This is a genomic window from Streptomyces sp. NPDC101490, from assembly GCF_044767145.1.
In the GTDB taxonomy this organism is placed as follows: Bacteria; Actinomycetota; Actinomycetes; order Streptomycetales; family Streptomycetaceae; genus Streptomyces.
The window spans coordinates 322,768-340,225 of the sequence record NZ_JBIWNI010000003.1; the positions used below are offsets into that span (position 1 = coordinate 322,768).

Annotated in this window: 16 protein-coding genes; 1 reads left to right on the forward strand and 15 read right to left on the reverse strand. The window is 71.5% G+C overall.

Annotated features, from left to right (window positions below):
* Positions 1–2: 2 nt before the first annotated feature.
* The 15 genes from ACIRQY_RS09090 to rsmH all read right to left on the reverse strand — a co-directional run bounded on the left by ACIRQY_RS09090 (position 3) and on the right by rsmH (position 16,547).
* Entirely contained in the window at positions 3–293 is a 291-nt protein-coding gene (locus tag ACIRQY_RS09090) for a YggT family protein (RefSeq protein WP_351779305.1), read from the reverse strand.
* Between the two features lie 82 nt (positions 294–375).
* Entirely contained in the window at positions 376–996 is a 621-nt protein-coding gene (locus ACIRQY_RS09095; protein ID WP_030693462.1) for a cell division protein SepF, read from the reverse strand.
* Positions 997–1,117: 121 nt separating this feature from the next.
* Positions 1,118–1,837, reverse strand: coding sequence for a YggS family pyridoxal phosphate-dependent enzyme (locus ACIRQY_RS09100; protein ID WP_403923215.1), 720 nt, complete (start codon positions 1,835–1,837; stop codon positions 1,118–1,120).
* Between the two features lie 8 nt (positions 1,838–1,845).
* Entirely contained in the window at positions 1,846–2,574 is a 729-nt protein-coding gene (gene pgeF / locus ACIRQY_RS09105; protein WP_403923217.1) for a peptidoglycan editing factor PgeF, read from the reverse strand.
* Complete coding sequence (ftsZ, locus tag ACIRQY_RS09110; RefSeq protein WP_403923219.1) at positions 2,571–3,785, reverse strand: cell division protein FtsZ; 1,215 nt, start codon at positions 3,783–3,785, stop codon at positions 2,571–2,573. Before ftsZ ends, pgeF begins: the two co-directional genes overlap by 4 nt.
* A 276-nt stretch (positions 3,786–4,061) precedes the next feature.
* A complete protein-coding gene (locus ACIRQY_RS09115) occupies positions 4,062–4,865 on the reverse strand; it encodes an FtsQ-type POTRA domain-containing protein (protein ID WP_351779317.1) in 804 nt (267 codons plus the stop codon).
* A gap of 28 nt (positions 4,866–4,893) precedes the next feature.
* On the reverse strand, positions 4,894–5,988 hold the full coding sequence (murG, locus tag ACIRQY_RS09120; RefSeq protein WP_351779320.1) for an undecaprenyldiphospho-muramoylpentapeptide beta-N-acetylglucosaminyltransferase: 1,095 nt from the start codon (positions 5,986–5,988) through the stop codon (positions 4,894–4,896).
* A gap of 6 nt (positions 5,989–5,994) precedes the next feature.
* A complete protein-coding gene (ftsW, locus tag ACIRQY_RS09125) occupies positions 5,995–7,332 on the reverse strand; it encodes a putative lipid II flippase FtsW (protein WP_403923221.1) in 1,338 nt (445 codons plus the stop codon).
* Between the two features lie 56 nt (positions 7,333–7,388).
* Positions 7,389–8,828 carry a UDP-N-acetylmuramoyl-L-alanine--D-glutamate ligase gene (gene murD / locus ACIRQY_RS09130; RefSeq protein WP_403923223.1) on the reverse strand — a complete coding sequence of 480 codons (1,440 nt, stop codon included), beginning with the start codon at positions 8,826–8,828 and terminating at the stop codon, positions 7,389–7,391.
* On the reverse strand, positions 8,810–9,880 hold the full coding sequence (gene mraY / locus ACIRQY_RS09135) for a phospho-N-acetylmuramoyl-pentapeptide-transferase (protein ID WP_403923224.1): 1,071 nt from the start codon (positions 9,878–9,880) through the stop codon (positions 8,810–8,812). Before mraY ends, murD begins: the two co-directional genes overlap by 19 nt.
* Positions 9,877–11,301, reverse strand: coding sequence for a UDP-N-acetylmuramoyl-tripeptide--D-alanyl-D-alanine ligase (murF, locus tag ACIRQY_RS09140; RefSeq protein WP_351779332.1), 1,425 nt, complete (start codon positions 11,299–11,301; stop codon positions 9,877–9,879). The genes mraY and murF overlap by 4 nt, the downstream gene beginning before the upstream one ends.
* Before the next feature lie 4 nt (positions 11,302–11,305).
* Entirely contained in the window at positions 11,306–12,994 is a 1,689-nt protein-coding gene (locus tag ACIRQY_RS09145; protein WP_403923225.1) for a UDP-N-acetylmuramoyl-L-alanyl-D-glutamate--2,6-diaminopimelate ligase, read from the reverse strand.
* 16 nt (positions 12,995–13,010) lie between these two features.
* On the reverse strand, positions 13,011–14,993 hold the full coding sequence (locus ACIRQY_RS09150; RefSeq protein WP_403923226.1) for a peptidoglycan D,D-transpeptidase FtsI family protein: 1,983 nt from the start codon (positions 14,991–14,993) through the stop codon (positions 13,011–13,013).
* A gap of 7 nt (positions 14,994–15,000) precedes the next feature.
* Positions 15,001–15,594 (reverse strand): septum formation initiator family protein, encoded by a 594-nt coding sequence (locus ACIRQY_RS09155; protein WP_403923228.1) that lies wholly within the window; start codon positions 15,592–15,594, stop codon positions 15,001–15,003.
* Positions 15,591–16,547: a 16S rRNA (cytosine(1402)-N(4))-methyltransferase RsmH gene (gene rsmH, locus ACIRQY_RS09160; RefSeq protein ID WP_351779343.1), complete on the reverse strand. Its 957-nt coding sequence runs from the start codon at positions 16,545–16,547 to the stop codon at positions 15,591–15,593. The genes ACIRQY_RS09155 and rsmH overlap by 4 nt, the downstream gene beginning before the upstream one ends.
* A gap of 315 nt (positions 16,548–16,862) precedes the next feature.
* On the opposite strand from rsmH, the gene ACIRQY_RS09165 reads away from it, so the two are divergent.
* The gene (locus ACIRQY_RS09165; protein WP_403923230.1) at positions 16,863–17,426 is read left to right on the forward strand and encodes a beta-class carbonic anhydrase; all 564 of its coding nucleotides are present in this window, start codon (positions 16,863–16,865) and stop codon (positions 17,424–17,426) included.
* Positions 17,427–17,458 lie beyond the last annotated feature (32 nt).

Genomic DNA, 17,458 nt, shown 5'->3' on the forward strand with positions numbered 1-17,458 from the left:
ATTCACCTCGCGAAGCTGCTCACGAGGGAGATCAGGATGTAGACGATGATCATCAGAACGAAGAAGGACAGGTCGAGTGCCACGCCCCCGAGACGCAGCGGCGGGATGAGTCGCCGCAGAAGCTTGAGCGGTGGATCGGTGACAGTGTAGGTGGCCTCAAGGACGACCACCATCGCCTTACCGGGTTGCCATGAACGGGCGAACTGGAAGACGTAGTCCATGACGAGCCGGACGATCAGTAGAACCAGGAAGCACATCAGCGCGATGTAGACCACTTGTAGTGCGACGCCCATCCCGCGCTTCCCTCTCCCCTGGCTTTCGTGCTCTCAACTTGTTCCGGCCGCTTCGCGACCGGTCCGTCCGGTTCTCGTGTTCTCAGCTCTGGTTGAAGAATCCGCCCTCTGCGATCCGGGCCTTGTCCTCCGCCGTGACATCGACGTTAGCAGGCGACAACAGGAACACCTTCTGCGTCACGCGCTCAATGCTGCCGTGGAGCCCGAAGACGAGTCCGGCGGCAAAGTCGACAAGTCGCTTCGCGTCGGTGTCGTCCATCTCCGTGAGATTCATGATCACCGGAGTGCCCTCACGGAAGTGTTCCCCGATGGTACGGGCCTCGTTGTAGGTCCGGGGGTGCAGCGTGGTGATGCGGTAGGGCTCCCGCTCGGACACGACCTTGGGCATGATCACCGGCGCGTTCTTCTCCAGGCTCGGGCGTTCGGGTGTGATGGATGCCACGGGGGCAATTCGGGCCGGACGTCCGCTTTCGGCGAGTACCGGGACGGAATGGGCGATCGGCTCCCGAGGGGCCGGAGGCTGCACCACTCGCACCGGTTCCTCTCGCTCCACCTGGCGCGGAGGGGTGTGCCGCCGGTCGCGCTCGGGCTCCGGCTCCAGCTCGGGTTCGAAGTCGTCGTCGGGGTCGAACCCCCGGCCGTCGTACCCATCGTCCTCCACGAGGCCGAGGTAGACCGCCATCTTGCGCATCGCGCCGGCCATTCTCTGAGTCCTCCGCTCTGTGGTGGATCGGCCTCGTCACCAAGTGTGCGATCCACGGGTCGTTCCGCCTGTTTTACGGAATGACCATATTTTCTGCTGTGGTCCGACCTGCTTGGCGACGTTACCCGAGCTTCGGGCGGACTCCGAGTACCGCAGTACCGACGCGTACGTGTGTCGCCCCGGCCGCCACGGCCTCATCGAGGTCCGCACTCATCCCTGCTGACACCATGTTCGCAGCCGGGCGGTCCGCGCGCAGGACAGTCGACAGATCCATCAGCCGGTCGAAGGCGGCGCGTTGCCGCCCGGCGTACGGACCGGCCAGCGGGGCCACGGTCATCAGTCCGTCGAGCCGCAGCGCGGGAGCCGCGTCGACCGCCGCCGCCAACTCCTCGATCCCGTCCGGGGCGATCCCGCCCCGGTCGCCCCGCTGACCGGACTCCGCGTCGAGCGCCACCTGGAGGAGACAGCCGAGCTCACGGCCCGCCCGCTCCGCGGCGGCGGAGAGCGCGGAGACGAGCCTCAGCCGGTCGACGGACTGGACCACATCGGCGTAACCGACCACGGACCTGACCTTGTTGGTCTGCAACTGGCCCACGAAGTGCCAGGTCAGGTCGAGGTCGGCACAGGCCGCCGCCTTGGGGGCGGCGTCCTGGTCCCGGTTCTCGGCGACGTGCCGCACCCCGAGCCCGTGCAGGATTCTGACGTCGCTCGCGGGGTAGGTCTTGGTGACGACGACGAGCGTCACCTCCTCCCGCGCGCGACCGGCGGCGGCACAGGCGGCGGCGATGCGCGCCTCCACCCGGGCCAGGTTCTCGGCGAGTTCCGACGTGCGGTCCGTCATGTCTCTTCTCAGTCCAGCCAGACATATCCCGCGAGTCGCCCGGTGGTGCGATCGCGGCGGTACGAGTAGTGGTCAGCGGATTCCAGGGTGCAGATCCCGCAGGACCGCCGGTCGGTGACGCCCAGTCGGTCGAGCTGGGCGAGCACTCCGGCGGTGACGTCGACGGCGGGGGTGCCCCAGCTCGTCTCGGCGCTCGCCGCGGGTTCGGTCTCCGCGACCTCGGCGCGCATCGCCTCCGGCACCTCGTAGCAACGCCCGCAGACGGCGGGGCCGGTGCGGGCGACGACACGGGCGGGATCGGCGCCGAGCCGGACCATGGCCGCGAGGGTGGCGGGGACGACCCCCGCCACCATCCCGGGACGCCCGGCGTGGGCGGCGGCCACGACCCCGGCGACGGGGTCGGCGAGCAGGACCGGGACGCAGTCCGCGGTGAGCACGGCGAGGGCGAGGCCCCGCCGGGCGGTGACGAGCGCGTCCACCGGGGGGATCTCCCCGGTGGGCCACGGGCCGTCCACCTCGGCGACGTCGGCGCCGTGGACCTGGTTCATCCAGACCACCCGCGCCGGGTCGAGGCCGAGGGCGTCCGCGGCGAGCGCCCGGTTGGCGCGCACGGCCCCGGGGTCGTCCCCCACCGCGCCGCCGAGGTTGAGCTCCTCGTACGGAACGGCGCTCACCCCGCCCCACCGGTCGGTGAAGGCGAAGTGCGCGCCGTTCGCGTCGAAGCGTCGACCTATCACTTCAGGAAGTCCGGGACGTCCAGCTCCTCGGCCTGGGAGTCCGCGTACGGGCGGGCCGGCGGAACGACCGGCGGGGCGGGCGGCAGCGGGATCTCGTTGACGGCCGGGACCGGCTCGACCGGAGCGCGTACCGGCTCCTCGCGCGGGGCGACGGTGCCGAGTCCGCCCATCGGGCGGGAGGTCTCGGTGTGGCGGGGCGCCGGAGCCGGCTCCTCGCGCTTGCCGGAGGCCGAGCCCATGATGGTGTCCCGGCGGGCCGGCGGCTGACCGCCGTCGAAGCCGGCCGCGATGACGGTGACCCGGACCTCGTCGCCCAGGGCGTCGTCGATGACGGCGCCGAAGATGATGTTGGCCTCGGGGTGGGCGGCCTCGCTGACCAGCTGGGCAGCCTCGTTGATCTCGAAGAGACCGAGATCGCTGCCGCCGGAGATGGAGAGCAGTACGCCGCGGGCGCCGTCGATGGATGCCTCCAGGAGCGGCGAGGAGATCGCCATCTCCGCGGCGGCCACCGCGCGGTCGTCGCCCCGGGCGGAGCCGATGCCCATGAGGGCCGAACCGGCCTCGGACATGACCGACTTGACGTCGGCGAAGTCGAGGTTGATCAGGCCGGGGGTGGTGATGAGGTCCGTGATGCCCTGGACGCCGCTCAGCAGCACCTGGTCGGCCGACTTGAAGGCGTCGAGCACGGAGACCTGACGGTCCGAGATCGACAGGAGCCGGTCGTTGGGGATGACGATGAGGGTGTCGACCTCTTCGCGGAGTTCGGCGATGCCGTCCTCCGCCTGGTTGGCGCGACGGCGGCCCTCGAAGGTGAACGGCCGGGTGACCACACCGATCGTCAGGGCGCCGAGCGAGCGCGCGATGTTGGCCACGACGGGGGCGCCGCCGGTGCCGGTGCCGCCGCCTTCGCCTGCGGTGACGAAGACCATGTCGGCCCCCTTGAGGACCTCCTCGATCTCCTCACGGTGGTCCTCTGCCGCCTTGCGACCGACGGCCGGGTTGGCCCCGGCCCCGAGGCCGCGGGTGAGTTCACGGCCGACGTCGAGCTTGACGTCGGCGTCGCTCATCAACAGCGCTTGCGCGTCGGTGTTGATCGCGATGAACTCGACGCCCTTGAGGCCGACCTCGATCATTCGGTTGATGGCATTGACACCACCGCCGCCGACACCGATGACCTTGATGACTGCGAGGTAGTTCTGCGGTGCTGCCACGTCGAAGGCCTCTCGCCTCGAGTTACGTGCGTCGCCGCGCGTTGGTCGCGCTGCTCCGACGGATGCCGATTGGGACGGTCCGAAACGCCGACCCAAACCCTAACGTTCAAGTTTAGGGTTACCAGTGTCTCTGTTCGCTGGACTCTTCCGAACAGGACACTAAGTCGACAAGTGGCGCACGTTCAACGAACACGCCGAACCTCCCGTTTTTCTTTTCACCCTATGTGATCACCCGTAGCGCTGGCCAACCAGGGTGCTGGCCAGGGGCGATGTGCGTCAACTCCCGGACGAGGCGGGCGCCGTGGGGGCACTTACATCGAAGTGCCCCGCTTTGGGGGTGGCCTTCATGAGCGCGGTGAGGACCCGGGCCTTGACCGGACCGTGTTCCCCGCTGCCCCAATAGACGGTGCGCTCCCCGCTCAGCTCCAGAGTGACGGAGTCGTACGAGGTGACGCGCACGACACGAGTGTCCCGGGCGATTCGGGGCGGGAGTTCACCCCGTACGCGCACCGCCTCGTCGAGCAGCCGGTCCGCGCCGAAGCGGCGGAGGCTGGGCGAGGAGGCGACGTCCAGGACGAGCCGGGGGACGCCCTTGGGGGCGGTGGGCACCGTGGCGAACCGCATTCCGGTCCTGTCCACTTCGGTGAACCTCCCCCCCTTCTCCATCACGAGGACGGGCTGCCGTTCCGTCACTTTCAGGCCGATTCCGTGTGGCCACGAGCGGACCACGTCCACCGACTCGACGCGCGGCAGCCGGGCCCTGATCCTGGCCTCGATGCCGTCGGTGTCGACGGAGACGAGGGGGGCGCCCACCGGCACGGCGGCGACCGCCTCGACCTCACGCGGGGTCAGCACCGCCGTGCCGTAAGTCTTCACACGTTCCACACGGAACCAGGAGGAGCCGTAGAGCGCCCAGATCCCGGCGACCACGAGCACGAGAACGCCGGACGCGATGAGGAGCGTTCGGGTGCCGGGCACCCGGAACCTACGATTCCGGGCACCCTCGCCGGACGGACCACCCGACGGCCCCTTCGGCCTGCTCGTGCCGCTCTTCTCGGCCGTCGTCGGTCCGGCTGCCATCCGGCGCCTCCTGCCCTCAGCCGCCGCGCTACGCCTGACGGCGGGCGGCGATCGCCTCGTACACCATGCCGACGAGCAGGTCGTCGGCGTCCCGGCGGCCGAACTCGGCGGCGGCGCGGGACATCTCGTACAACCGGTGCGGATCGGCCAGTACGGGCAGGACGTTGCCCTGCACCCACTGCGGTGTCAGCTCCGCGTCGTCGACGAGGAGTCCGCCGCCCGCCTTCACCACCGGCTGGGCGTTGAGCCGCTGTTCGCCGTTGCCGATCGGCAACGGGACGTACGCGGCGGGCAGCCCGACGGCGGAGAGTTCGGCGACGGTCATCGCACCCGCGCGGCAGAGCATCATGTCGGCGGCGGCGTACGCGAGATCCATCCGGTCCACGTACGGTACCGGCACGTACGGCGGCATACCGGGCATGTTGTCGACGCGCGGCATCTCGTTCTTCGGGCCGACCGCGTGCAGGATCTGGATGCCCGAGCGCTGGAGCACCGGAGCGACCTGCTGGACCACCTCGTTGAGCCGCCGGGCGCCCTGCGAGCCGCCCGAGACCAGCAGCGTCGGCAGGTTCGGGTCCAGCCCGAAGGCGGCGCGCGCCTCGGGCCGCACCCGGGCCCGGTCCAGGGTGGCGATCGTGTACCGCAGCGGGATGCCGATGTAGCGGGAGTTGCGGAGCTTGCTGTCCGGGGTGGCGACGGCGACCCCGGCCGCGTACCGCGAACCGATCTTGTTGGCGAGTCCCGGCCTGGCGTTGGCCTCGTGGACCACGATCGGCACCCCGAGGCGCTTGGCCGCGAGATAGCCGGGCAGGGCCACGTAGCCGCCGAAGCCCACCACGCAGTCCGCCCTGGTGCGCTCCAGGACCTGCTCGGCAGCCTTGATCGTGCCGCGCAGCCGCCCGGGGACGGTGATCAGTTCGGGGGTGGGCCTGCGGGGCAGCGGTACGGCGGGGATGAGCGCCAGCTCATAGCCCCGCTCGGGCACCAGCCGGGTCTCCAGACCCTTCTCCGTGCCCAGCGCCGTGATCCCCACGGTGGGGTCCTGCCTGCGCAGGGCGTCCGCGAGGGCCAGCGCGGGCTCGATGTGGCCGGCGGTCCCCCCGCCGGCGAGTACGACATGCACCGAAATTCACCGCTCTCCGGACGGACGCTTCTTGACGCGCCGTCGCATCGACTTCCATCTCACCCCGGCCCGCTTGCCCCAGCCGGGGCGGCGCATGGCCAGGGCCGCTTTCGCGGCGGGTTCCTGTCGCGCGAAGGCGATGAGGAGCCCGACGGCGAACATGGTCGGCAGCAGGGCCGACCCACCGTAGGAGAACAACGGGAGCGGGACACCGGCGATCGGCAGCAGACCGAGCACCGCACCGATGTTGATCACGGCCTGCGCCGTGATCCAGGTGGTCACACCTCCCGCGGCGAACCTCACGAAGGGGTCCTCCGTGCCTCCGGCCACGCGGATACCCGCATAGCCTAGGGCCGCGAACAGGGCGAGTACCGACAGCGTCCCCGCGAGGCCCAGTTCCTCACCGGTGACCGCGAAGATGAAGTCGGTGTGCGCTTCCGGCAGTTGGCCCCATTTCTCGACGCTCGCGCCGAGTCCGGAACCGAACCAGCCGCCCGAGGCCAGCGCGTAGATTCCGTGCGCGGCCTGGAGGCAGGGGGCTCCCTCGCCGCCGGGATCGGTCGCGCCGATGCAGTCGAAGCGCCTCATCCGGTTGTCGCTCGTCTTGATCAGCAGGAAGCCGATCGCACCGGCCACGGTGAGCACCCCGGCGAAGAGCCGGGTGGGCGCGCCCGCGGTCCACAGCAGGCCGAAGAGGATCGCGGCGAGGATGATCGAGGTGCCCATGTCGCCGCCGAGCATGATCAGGCCGAGCAGCATGAAGGTGCCGGGTACCAGGGGCACCAGCATGTGCTTCCACTGTGTGAGCAGTCTCATGTCGTGCTTGCGGGCGAGCAGGTCGGCGCCCCAGAGGATCAGCGCCAGTTTGCCGAACTCGCTGGGCTGGAGCTGGAAGGGGCCGCCGAGGGAGATCCAGTTCTGGTTGCCGTTGACCGCGTGCCCTATCCCGGGGATCTGTACGAGCACCATGAGGAAGACCGCGCCGACCAGGATCGGGTAGGCGAGGGCCCGGTGCAGTTTGACCGGCATCCGGGAGGCGAGCAGGAGGAGTCCGGTGCCGAGCAGGGCGGCGAAGAACTGTTTGCGGAAGAAGTAGGAGGGCACCAGGTCGTAGGTGAGTGCCGTGATCATCGAGGCGGAGTAGACCATCACCAGGCCGAGCGTGGTGATGAGCATCCCCGCGCCGATGATCACGTAATAGGCGGTGAGGGGCCGGTCCCAGGCCTTCCTGGCCCGCTCGTGGAGGCCCCTCAGGCCTCCTCGGGGCCGTCCCGGCGGTGCGGGGGCCCGCCCTCCGCCGCGTGCGGCGGAGGGCCTGCGAGTCCCGACGATCTTGCTCGGCATGGTCGCTGCCCCCTCCGGTCGTGCCCGGTACGGCCGGACCCTCCCCGTCGGGCGGGTCAGGCGTCCCCGGTGGCGGCGAGGGCGCGGACGGCGTCCGCGAAGGCCTCGCCCCGCTTGTTGTAGTTGGTGAACATGTCCATCGAGGCGCAGGCCGGGGCGAGGAGGACCGTGTCCCCCGGGCGGGCGAGCCGGGCCGCTTCGCGGACCGCCTCGGACATCGCCCCAGTGTCGGTCCGGTCGAGGTCCACCACCGGGACCTCCGGGGCGTGTCGCGCGAGGGCTTCGCGGATCAGGGCCCGGTCGGCGCCGATCAGGACGGCCGCGCGCAGGTGCTTCGCCGACTTCCGGACGAGTTCGTCGAAGGTCGCGCCCTTGGCGAGGCCGCCGGCGATCCAGACGATCGGGTCGTAGGCGGCCAACGAGGCTTCGGCGGCGTGGGTGTTGGTGGCCTTGGAGTCGTCGACGTACGCGACTCCCCCGACCTCCTCGACCAGTTCGATGCGGTGCGGGTCGGGCCGGAATGCCTTCAGTCCGTCCCGTACGGCCTTGGCGTCCACGCCGAAGGCGCGGGCCAGGGCCGCGGCGGCGAGCGCGTTGGCGATGTTGTGCGGGGCGGGCGGCTGGACGTCGGCGACCTCGGCGAGCTCCTGGGCGTTCTCCCGCCGGTTGTCGACGAAGGCCCGGTCGACGAGGAGGCCCTCGACGACGCCGAGTTCGGACGGGCCGGGGGTACCGAGGGTGAAGCCGATGGCCCGGCAGCCCTCCTCGACGTCGGCCTCGCGGACCAGGTCCTCGGTCGCCGGGTCGGCCCTGTTGTAGACGCAGGCGACCTGGTTGCCCTCGTAGATCCGGCCCTTGTCGGCGGCGTACGCCTCCATGGAGCCGTGCCAGTCGAGGTGGTCGGGCGCCAGGTTGAGCACGGCGGCCGAGTGCGCCCGGACCGAGGGGGCCCAGTGGAGCTGGTAGCTGGAGAGCTCCACGGCGAGGACGTCGTACGGTTCCCCGCCGAGGACGGCGTCGAGGAGCGAGACGCCGATGTTGCCGACGGCGGCGGTCCGCAGACCGGCCGCCTCCAGGATGGCGGCGAGCATCCGCACGGTGGTGGTCTTGCCGTTGGTGCCGGTGACGGCGAGCCAGGGGGCCGCGTCCGGGCCCCGCAGCCGCCAGGCCAGCTCGACGTCGCCCCAGACCTCCACGCCCGCCTCGGCGGCGGCCGCGAAGAGCGGCTTGTCGGGCCGCCAGCCCGGGGTGGTGACGATCAGCTCGGTGCCGGTCGGCAGGGTGGCCCCGTCGCCGAGGCGGACGGTGATGCCCGCCGCCTCCAGGTCCGCGGCCTGGGCCCGGGAGCGCTCGTCGTCGCCGTCGTTGACGACGGTGACGTGTGCGCCCCGGGCGGCCAGGACGCGGGCGGCGGGGATGCCGGAGACGCCGAGGCCCGCGACGGTGACCTTCTTGCCGGTCCAGTCGAGCTGTTCTGTCACTTGTCCGCTGCCCATCCCGCGTAGAAGAGGCCCAGGCCCACGATCACGCACATGCCCTGGATGATCCAGAACCGGACGACGACCAGGACCTCCGACCACCCCTTGAGTTCGAAGTGGTGCTGGAGGGGGGCCATCCGGAAGACGCGCTTGCCGGTCATCTTGAACGAGCCGACCTGGATGACCACGGACATGGTGATCAGCACGAACAGGCCGCCGAGCAGCGCGAGGAGCAGCTCCGTACGGGAGCAGATGGCGAGACCGGCGAGCGCGCCGCCGAGGGCGAGGGAGCCGGTGTCACCCATGAAGATCTTGGCGGGCGAGGTGTTCCACCAGAGGAAGCCGAAGCAGGCGCCCATCAGGGCGGAGGCCACCACCGCGAGGTCGAGCGGGTCGCGGACCTCGAAGCAGGCGCTGGGGTTGGTGAGGGTCAGCGCGTTGGCGCAGGACTCCTGGAACTGCCACAGCCCGATGAACGTGTAGGCGCCGAAGACCATCACGGAGGCGCCGGTGGCCAGGCCGTCCAGACCGTCCGTCAGGTTCACGCCGTTGGACATGGCCAGGATCATGAAGAGCGCCCAGACCACGAACAGCACCGGTCCGATGGTCCAGCCGAAGTCGGTGATGAAGGAGAGCCGCTCGGAGGCCGGGGTGAGGCCGCGTGAGTCGGAGAACTGGAGCGCGAGCACCGCGAAGGCGATGCCCACGATCAGCTGTCCGGTCATCTTCGCCTTGGCCCGCAGGCCCAGCGAACGCTGCTTGACGATCTTGATGTAGTCGTCGAGGAAGCCGACCAGGCCCATGCCGGTCATCAGGAAGAGCACCAGCAGGCCCGAGTACGAGACGGGCTCGCCAGTGATGACCTTGGCCAGGGCGTACGCGATGAGCGTGGCCAGGATGAAGGAGATGCCGCCCATGGTGGGCGTGCCCTTCTTCCCGGCGTGGCCCCGGGGGCCGTCGTCGCGGATGAACTGCCCGTATCCCTTGCGGGCGAGCAGCTTGATCAGCAGCGGGGTACCGATCAGTGTCAGGAAGAGCCCGATGGCCCCCGCGAAGAGGATCTGCCTCATCGGCCGGTGACCTCGCCCTCGGTGTCGAGGAGGGCCAGGGCGACCTGTTCGAGACCGACCGACCTGGAAGCCTTCACAAGGACGACGTCCCCCGGTCGCAGCTCACTGCGCAACAGGTCGACCGCCGCCTGCGCGTCGGACACGTGCACCGACTCCTCACCCCACGAACCCTCGTTATATGCGCCCAGTTGCAGCCAGGACGCTTCCCTGTCCCCGACCGCGACGAGCTTGCTGACGTTGAGCCGGACGACCAGCCGTCCGACCGCGTCGTGCTCGACGAGCGATGCGTCACCGAGCTCGGCCATCCTGCCGAGCACCGCCCACGTACGAGCCCCTCGGGCCTGTGCGGCCCTGCCCATGGACGCGAGCGCGCGCAGGGCGGCTCGCATGGACTCGGGGTTCGCGTTGTAGGCGTCGTTGACGATCGTCACGCCGTCCGGACGCTCGGTGACCTCCATGCGCCAGCGCGACAGGGTGCCCGCCCCGGAGAGCGCGGTGGCGATCTCTTCGACGGACATTCCCAGCTCGTGCGCGACGGCGGCCGCGGCGAGCGCGTTCGACACGTGGTGCTCACCGTACAGGCGCAAGGTCACGTCGCTGCACCCGGTGGGTGTGTGAAGCCGGAAAGAGGGCTGTCCGGTCTCCGTGAGGCGGACGTTCTCGGCCCGTACGGCCGCTTCGTCCGCTTCGCCGAACAGGGTCACGCGGGCCTTGGTGCGGCTCGCCATGGCGCGGACGAGCGGGTCGTCGGCGTTGAGGACCGCGATACCGCCCTCCTCGGCCGACGGCAGTGCCTCGACCAGTTCGCCCTTGGCCTGGGCGATCTGCTCCCGGCCGCCGAACTCTCCGATGTGGGCGGTGCCCACGTTGAGGACGAGGCCGATGCGGGGCGGGGTGAGGCCGGTGAGGTAGCGGATGTGGCCGATGCCCCGGGCGCCCATCTCCAGGACCAGGTGCCGGGTCTCGTCGCCCGCGCGGAGCGCGGTGAGCGGCAGGCCGATCTCGTTGTTGAGCGAACCGGGCGTCCACACCGTGGGGGCGTGCCGGTCGAGGACCTGGGCGATCAGGTCCTTGGTGGAGGTCTTGCCCGCCGATCCGGTGAGGGCGACGACATCGGTGCCGAGCCGTGCGACGACCGCGCGGGCGAGGGCCCCCAGCGCGGTCTGGACGTCGTCGACGACGAGGGCGGGTACGCCGACGGGCCGGGCGGCCAGTACGGCCACCGCACCGGCGGCGACGGCGCGTTCCGCGTAGTCGTGGCCGTCGACGTGCTCACCGGCGAAGGCCGCGAAGAGGCTGCCGGCCCGCACTTCCCGGGAGTCGATGACGACGGGCCCGGTGATCCGGGCGGCCGGATCCGGTATGTCGTGCGCCTGCCCGCCGACGATTTCGGCGATCTCGGCGAGGGAGAGGGCGATCACTGCTTCATCCCTGACTGTTCTGGTGGCTGTCTGTTCCGCTCGGCGCGGTGGTCTGGGTGTGCAAGCGGTCGGCGATGGCCGCGCGCAGGACCTCACGGTCGTCGAAGGGGCGTACCGTTCCGGCGGCCTCCTGGCCCTGTTCGTGGCCCTTGCCCGCGACCAGGACGGTGTCGCCGGCCTCGGCGCGGGCGACGGCGGCGGCGACGGCCGCGGCGCGGTCGGCGAGGACGAGCACCTCGCCGCGTTCCTCCGCGGGCACCTCGGCGGCGCCCGCGAGCATGGCGGTGAGGATCACGAGGGGGTCCTCGGAGCGGGGGTTGTCCGAGGTGAGGACGGCGGTGTCGGCGAGCCGGGCGGCGGCGGCGCCCATCGGGCCGCGCTTGGTGGTGTCCCGGTCGCCGCCGCAGCCGATGACCACGTGCAGACGGCCGTCGGTGACCTCGCGCAGGGAGCGCAGGACCGACTCGACGGCGTCCGTCTTGTGGGCGTAGTCGACGACGGCGAGGTACGGCTGGCCCGCCTCGACGCGCTCCAGCCTGCCGGGGACGCCGGGGACGGCCGCGACGCCCGCGGCGGCGGCCTCGGGGTCGGCGCCCGCGGCGGCGAGGGTGGCGAGGGCGGCGAGGGTGTTGGCGACGTTGAACGGGCCGGGCAGCGGGGCGGTGGCGGGAACCCGCTCGCCCCGGGGGCCGACGGCCGTGAACGTCGAGTCGTGGGAGCCGAGGACGAGGTCCTCGGCGCGCCAGTCGGCGTCGGCGCGGCCTTCGGCGGAGAAGGTGACGACCGGGACGGTCGCCTCTCCGGCGAGCCTGCGGCCGTACGCGTCGTCGAGGTTGACCACGCCCAGGCGGCTGCGCTCCGGGGTGAAGAGCGAGGCCTTGGCCCGGTAGTAGTCCTCCATGCCGGAGTGGAACTCCATGTGCTCCGGGCTGAGGTTGTTGAAGACGGCGACGTCGAAGACGCAGCCGTCGACCCGGCCGAGCACCAGGGCGTGGCTGGAGACCTCCATGGTGACGGCGTCGACGCCCCGCTCGCGCATGACGGCGAAGAGGGCCTGGAGGTCGGTGGCCTCGGGGGTGGTGCGCTCGGACTTGATGCGCTCGTCGCCGATCCGCATCTCGACGGTGCCGACGAGTCCGGTGCGGTGTCCGGTGCCGCGCAGTCCGCCCTCGACGAGGTAGGCGGTGGTGGTCTTGCCGGAGGTGCCGGTGATGCCGATCTGGAGGAGGTCGTCGCCGGGCCGTCCGTAGATCCGGGCGGCGAGTTCCCCCATCCGGCCGCGCGGGTCCTCGACCACGAGGACCGGCAGGCCGGTCGCGGCGGCGCGGTCGGCGCCCGTCGGGTCGGTGAGGACGGCGGCGGCGCCGAGCCCGGCGGCCTGGGCGGCGAAGTCGGCGCCGTGGACGCGGGCGCCGGGCAGGGCCGCGTAGAGGTCGCCGGGGCGCACGGCCCGGGAGTCGTGGGTGATGCCGGAGATCACGGCGGTTCCGGGGGTGTCTGCCCCCAGCTGCGCGGCCAGGTCGCCCAGGGGTGTCGGGCGGGCCTGCTCCGGCCGGGGCGGGGTCGTTCGGTACTGATCAGCGTGTGGCACGGCGGTGAGCGTACCGGGCGCACCCTGTGGGGGGCCAAAAGAGCCCGGGGCCTCGCCGGAGTTCGATTTCCGGTTCCCGGATGGGGGGGTGATCGTTGTCACTGGTGCTCCCGGAGTGTCACGGGGTGGGGTCGAAGGTGACCGGCAGTCGGGCCGGTGTGACGCCCGTGGGGGCGATGTGGAGGGTCTTGAGGGCGAACTCCATGACCTTCTTGTAGATGGGTCCGCAGATCTGGCCGCCGAAGTAGCTGCCCTTGGTGGGGTTCTGGATGGCGCAGTAGACGGTGATCCGTGGCTCGTCGGCGGGGGCGAAGCCCGCGAAGGAGGCGGTGTAGCCCTTGTAGCGGCCGAGTTCGGGGTCGACGCGGTTGGCGGTGCCGGTCTTGCCCGCGACGCGGTAGCCGGGGATGGCGGCCTTGGTGCCGGTGCCCTCCTCGTTCCCGACGACGGACTCCAGCATGGTGGCGAGGGTGTGGGCGGTCTTCTCGCTGACGACCCGTGATTCCTTGGGCTTGGGGCCGGGGGCGAACCGTCCGTCGGGGCCTTTGCTGCCCCGGACGAGGGTGGGTTCGACGCGTACGCCTCCGTTGGCGATGGTCGAGTAGACGGAGGCGGCCTGCATGGCGTTGAGGGAGAGTCCCTGGCCGAAGGGGATCGTGTACTGCTGGGAGGTGGACCAGTCCTGGGGCTCGGCGAGGATGCCCGGGGTCTCGCCCGGGTAGTTCAGGCCGGTGGGGCTGCCCATGCCGAACTTGCGCAGGTAGGCGTGGAGGACCCGGTTGGACTCCGGCTGGGTGGCGCCGAGCCGCCCGGTGGCGAGGATGGTGCCGATGTTGCTGGACTTGGCGAGGACGCCGTTGAGGGTCAGGTACCAGGTCGGGTGGTCGATGTCGTCCTTGAAGAGCCGGTCGCCGCGGTGGAGCCGGTTGGGGACGGTCACATGGGTGTCGGGGGCGGCCTTGCCCTCCTCCAGGACGGCGGCCATGGACATGACCTTGCTGGTGGAGCCGGGCTCGTAGGCGTCCTGGAGGGCCGCGTTGCCCATGGAGGCGGCGTTGGCGGCGGAGAGGTCGTTGGGGTCGAAGCCGGGGGCGTTGGCCATGGCGAGGACCTCGCCGGTCCTGGTGTCCTGCACGATCACGTAGCCCCGGTCGGCCTTGGACTTGCGGACCTGGTCGGTGATGGCCTGCTGGGCGGCCCACTGGATGTCCCGGTCGATGGTCAGCTCGATGTCGGAGCCGGGGACGGCGGGGGTGCCCTGGGAGCCCGCGGTGGGTACCTGGCGGCCGCCGGACTGGGTGAAGCGGATCTTGCCGTCCTTGCCCGCGAGCTCGGGGTCGAGCATGGACTCGACGCCGCCCGCGCCCCTGCCCTCGGCGTTGACGTATCCCAGTATTCCGGCGGCGAGCTCCCCGTTGGGGTAGACGCGCTTGGTGCTGGGCTCGCTGAGGACGCCGCCGAGGAGGTTGACGCCGTTGCCGCCCGCGGAGCGCTGGGCCTTCTGGCCGTAGACCCGCTTGAGGTCCCTGATCTGGTTCCAGACCTGCGGGGTCTGCTTGCGGGCCAGCAGGGTGTAGCGGGACTTGGGGGTGCGGAGCTTCTTCGCCAGTTCGGCGGGCTCCTTGCCGAGGAGGGGGGCGAGGAGGGCGGCGGCCTGCTCGGGGGCGTCGCTGACCTTGGACTCCTCACGCGTGAAGAGCTTGGGGTCGGCGGTGATGTCGTACGCGTCGACGCTGGCGGCGAGCGCGATGCCGTTGCGGTCGGTGATCTCGCCCCGCTCGGCGGAGAGCGTGTACTCCTGGAAGCGGTACTTGTCGGCCTTGGCCGCGTACGCGCTGGCGTCGACGGCCTGGACCTGGAGGAGCCGCACCACGAAGACCAGCATGACGAGCGTCAGACCGAGGGAGATCAGCCGCAGCCGGGGCCGGGGGCTGCCGAGCCGGATGGTGCGGGGCCTGCGGGCCGGGGGGCGCGGCGGGGTCCGCTGCGGGGCGGGCCGGGGCGCGGGGCGGGACGGGCGGGCTCCGGCGGAGGCGGGCCGGGGGCGCGCGGGCCGGGCGGGGCCGGGGACGCGGCGGCGCGGGGGCTCCTTGGGGGGCACTGCTCGGTCACCTGCCGGAGGTCGTGGGGTCGGGCGCGGTCGCGGTCGTCCGCGGTGCGGTGGTGCCGGTGCCGGTGCCGGTGCCGGTGGTGCCGGGTGCGGTGGGCGGCTTCGCGGTGCCCGAGGCGGTCCCCGAGCCGGTGGCGGCGGGCGGCGGGGTCGCGGGGGCCGTGGTGCGCGCGGGGGCCGGCGGGGGTGTCGGGGCCGCGGTGGGCGTGGGGCCGGGCTTCGGGGCGACCGCCTCGGACGGTTCGCCGAGCACCTTGCCGTCCGGGCCGAGGAAGGCGGGGCTGCCGCCGGGCACCATGCCCAGCTCGCGGGCCCGGCGCTCCAGGGCGTCGGGGGCCGCGTAGTCGTCGACGTCCCGCTGGAGCGCCTGCTCCTCGTCGGTGAGCTCGGTGGTCCTGTTCTTGAGCTCGTTCAGCCGGAAGGAGCCCTGGTTGAGGGCCGAGTTCAGGACGAGCAGGCTGATCAGGCCGCCGCCGAGGAGCACCACGACGAGCAGGACGAAGGGGGTGCGGGCCGCCGAGCTGGGCCCGGACGGCATCAGCCGTCCGAGCCGGGCGGCCCGCCCTTTGTGGGGCCCCTTCGCCGTGCTCACCGGACGTCCTCCCGGATGCGCTCGACGCCGCGGAGCCGGGCCGGGGCGGCGCGCCGGTTCTCGGCGACCTCCTCCTCGGTGGGCAGTTCGGCGCCCCGGGTGAGCAGCTTCAGGCGGGGCTGGTACTTCTCGGGGACGACCGGCAGGCCGGGCGGGGCGGTGTTGGCGGCGCCCGCCGCGAACACCTGCTTGACCAGCCGGTCCTCCAGGGAGTGGTAGGAGAGGACGGCGATCCGGCCGCCGACGGCGAGGGCCTTCACGGCGGCCGGGACGGCCCGCTCCAGGACGGACAGCTCGCCGTTGACCTCGATGCGCAGGGCCTGGAAGGTGCGCTTGGCCGGGTTGCCGCCGGTGCGCTTGGCGGCCTGCGGGAGCGCGTCGCGGATCAGCTCGACAAGCCGGGCGCTGTGGTCGAACGGCTCCTTCTCGCGTTCGCGGACGATCGCGGAGACGATCCGCTTGGCCTGCTTCTCCTCGCCGTACGCGCGCAGGATGCGGACCAGCTCGCCCGGCGGGTAGGTGTTGAGGACCTCGGCCGCGCTGATGCCGGTCGTCTGGTCCATGCGCATGTCGAGCGGGGCGTCCTGGGCGTAGGCGAAGCCCCGGTCGGCCTCGTCCAGCTGCATCGAGGAGACGCCGAGGTCGAAGAGGACGCCGTCGGCGGCGGGGATGCCGAGCCGGTCGAGGACCTCGGGCAGTTCGTCGTAGACGGCGTGCACGAGCGTGGCGCGCTCTCCGTACGGGGCGAGCCGCTCGCCGGAGAGCCGCAGGGCCTCCTTGTCCCGGTCGAGGGCGACGAGCCGCGCCTCGGGGAACCGCTTCAGGAGTGCCTCGCTGTGGCCGCCGAGGCCCAGGGTGCAGTCGACGACGACCGCGCCGGGGCGCTCGAGGGCGGGGGCCAACATGTCCAGGCACCGCTGGAGCATGACCGGGACGTGTCGGTCGTTGCTCAATGCGCCCTCTCAGATCGGGCGCGGAGGTCACCGGCGAGCGGGAGGAGGCCGAGCCGTAGGTACCGCCGCACACACGGGGGAGAAACCGCGGAAGATCGCTCGTTGTCTCCAGGAACTCCGCGTCACTTTAGTCCACGGCACGCGCCGGTCAATCAACCCGCTGGCGCGTCGCCCGATGGGGGACGTTCCGGGCGAGTCACTCGTTCGGGGCCACGCCGCCGGCTCCTGTGGGTTAGCTCACAACAAGGCCCGATGCGGTTCTTTGTCCGCTCTCACAGCGGGCCCGGAGGGCCCTTGACCGTTAACGTCGGAACCATGTCGACCTCCACGCACCCCTCTGCCGATGCCATACGCAACAGCGGCACGGTCACCGACCGTCTCGTCGAGGCCAACGCCCGGTACGCCTCCGGCTTCGCCGACCCCGGAATGGACGCGCGGCCGGTGCAGCGCGTCGCCGTCGTCGCCTGCATGGACGCCCGGCTCGACCTGCACGCGGCCCTCGGCCTCCAGCTGGGCGACTGCCACACGATCCGCAACGCGGGCGGGGTCGTCACGGACGACGTCATCCGTTCGCTCACCATCAGCCAGCGCGCCCTGGGCACCCGCAGCGTGATGCTCGTGCACCACACGAACTGTGGTCTGGAGTCGCTGACCGAGGACTTCCGGCACGAGCTGGAGGACGAGGTCGGGCAGCGTCCCGCGTGGGCGGTCGAGGCCTTCCGCGATGTGGACCAGGACGTGCGGCAGTCGATGCAGCGGGTGCGGACCTCCCCCTTCCTGCTGCACTCCGACGACGTCCGGGGCTTCGTCTTCGACGTGACGACGGGCCTCCTGCGGGAGATCGACCCGTCGGACGAGACGGAGACCGACCCGGCTTAATCCACTAAACCCCGGCATACCGGCCGCACTTG

Excerpts from the sequence above, each read along its gene's own strand:
- ACIRQY_RS09090 (WP_351779305.1), bottom strand. The coding sequence starts at position 293 with ATGGGCGTCGCACTACAAGTGGTCTACATCGCGCTGATGTGCTTCCTG.
- ACIRQY_RS09095 (WP_030693462.1), bottom strand. The coding sequence starts at position 996 with ATGGCCGGCGCGATGCGCAAGATGGCGGTCTACCTCGGCCTCGTGGAG.
- ACIRQY_RS09100 (WP_403923215.1), bottom strand. The coding sequence starts at position 1,837 with ATGACGGACCGCACGTCGGAACTCGCCGAGAACCTGGCCCGGGTGGAG.
- ACIRQY_RS09115 (WP_351779317.1), bottom strand. The coding sequence starts at position 4,865 with ATGGCAGCCGGACCGACGACGGCCGAGAAGAGCGGCACGAGCAGGCCG.
- ftsW (WP_403923221.1), bottom strand. The coding sequence starts at position 7,332 with ATGCCGAGCAAGATCGTCGGGACTCGCAGGCCCTCCGCCGCACGCGGC.
- murD (WP_403923223.1), bottom strand. The coding sequence starts at position 8,828 with ATGGGCAGCGGACAAGTGACAGAACAGCTCGACTGGACCGGCAAGAAG.
- mraY (WP_403923224.1), bottom strand. The coding sequence starts at position 9,880 with ATGAGGCAGATCCTCTTCGCGGGGGCCATCGGGCTCTTCCTGACACTG.
- ACIRQY_RS09165 (WP_403923230.1), top strand. The coding sequence starts at position 16,863 with ATGTCGACCTCCACGCACCCCTCTGCCGATGCCATACGCAACAGCGGC.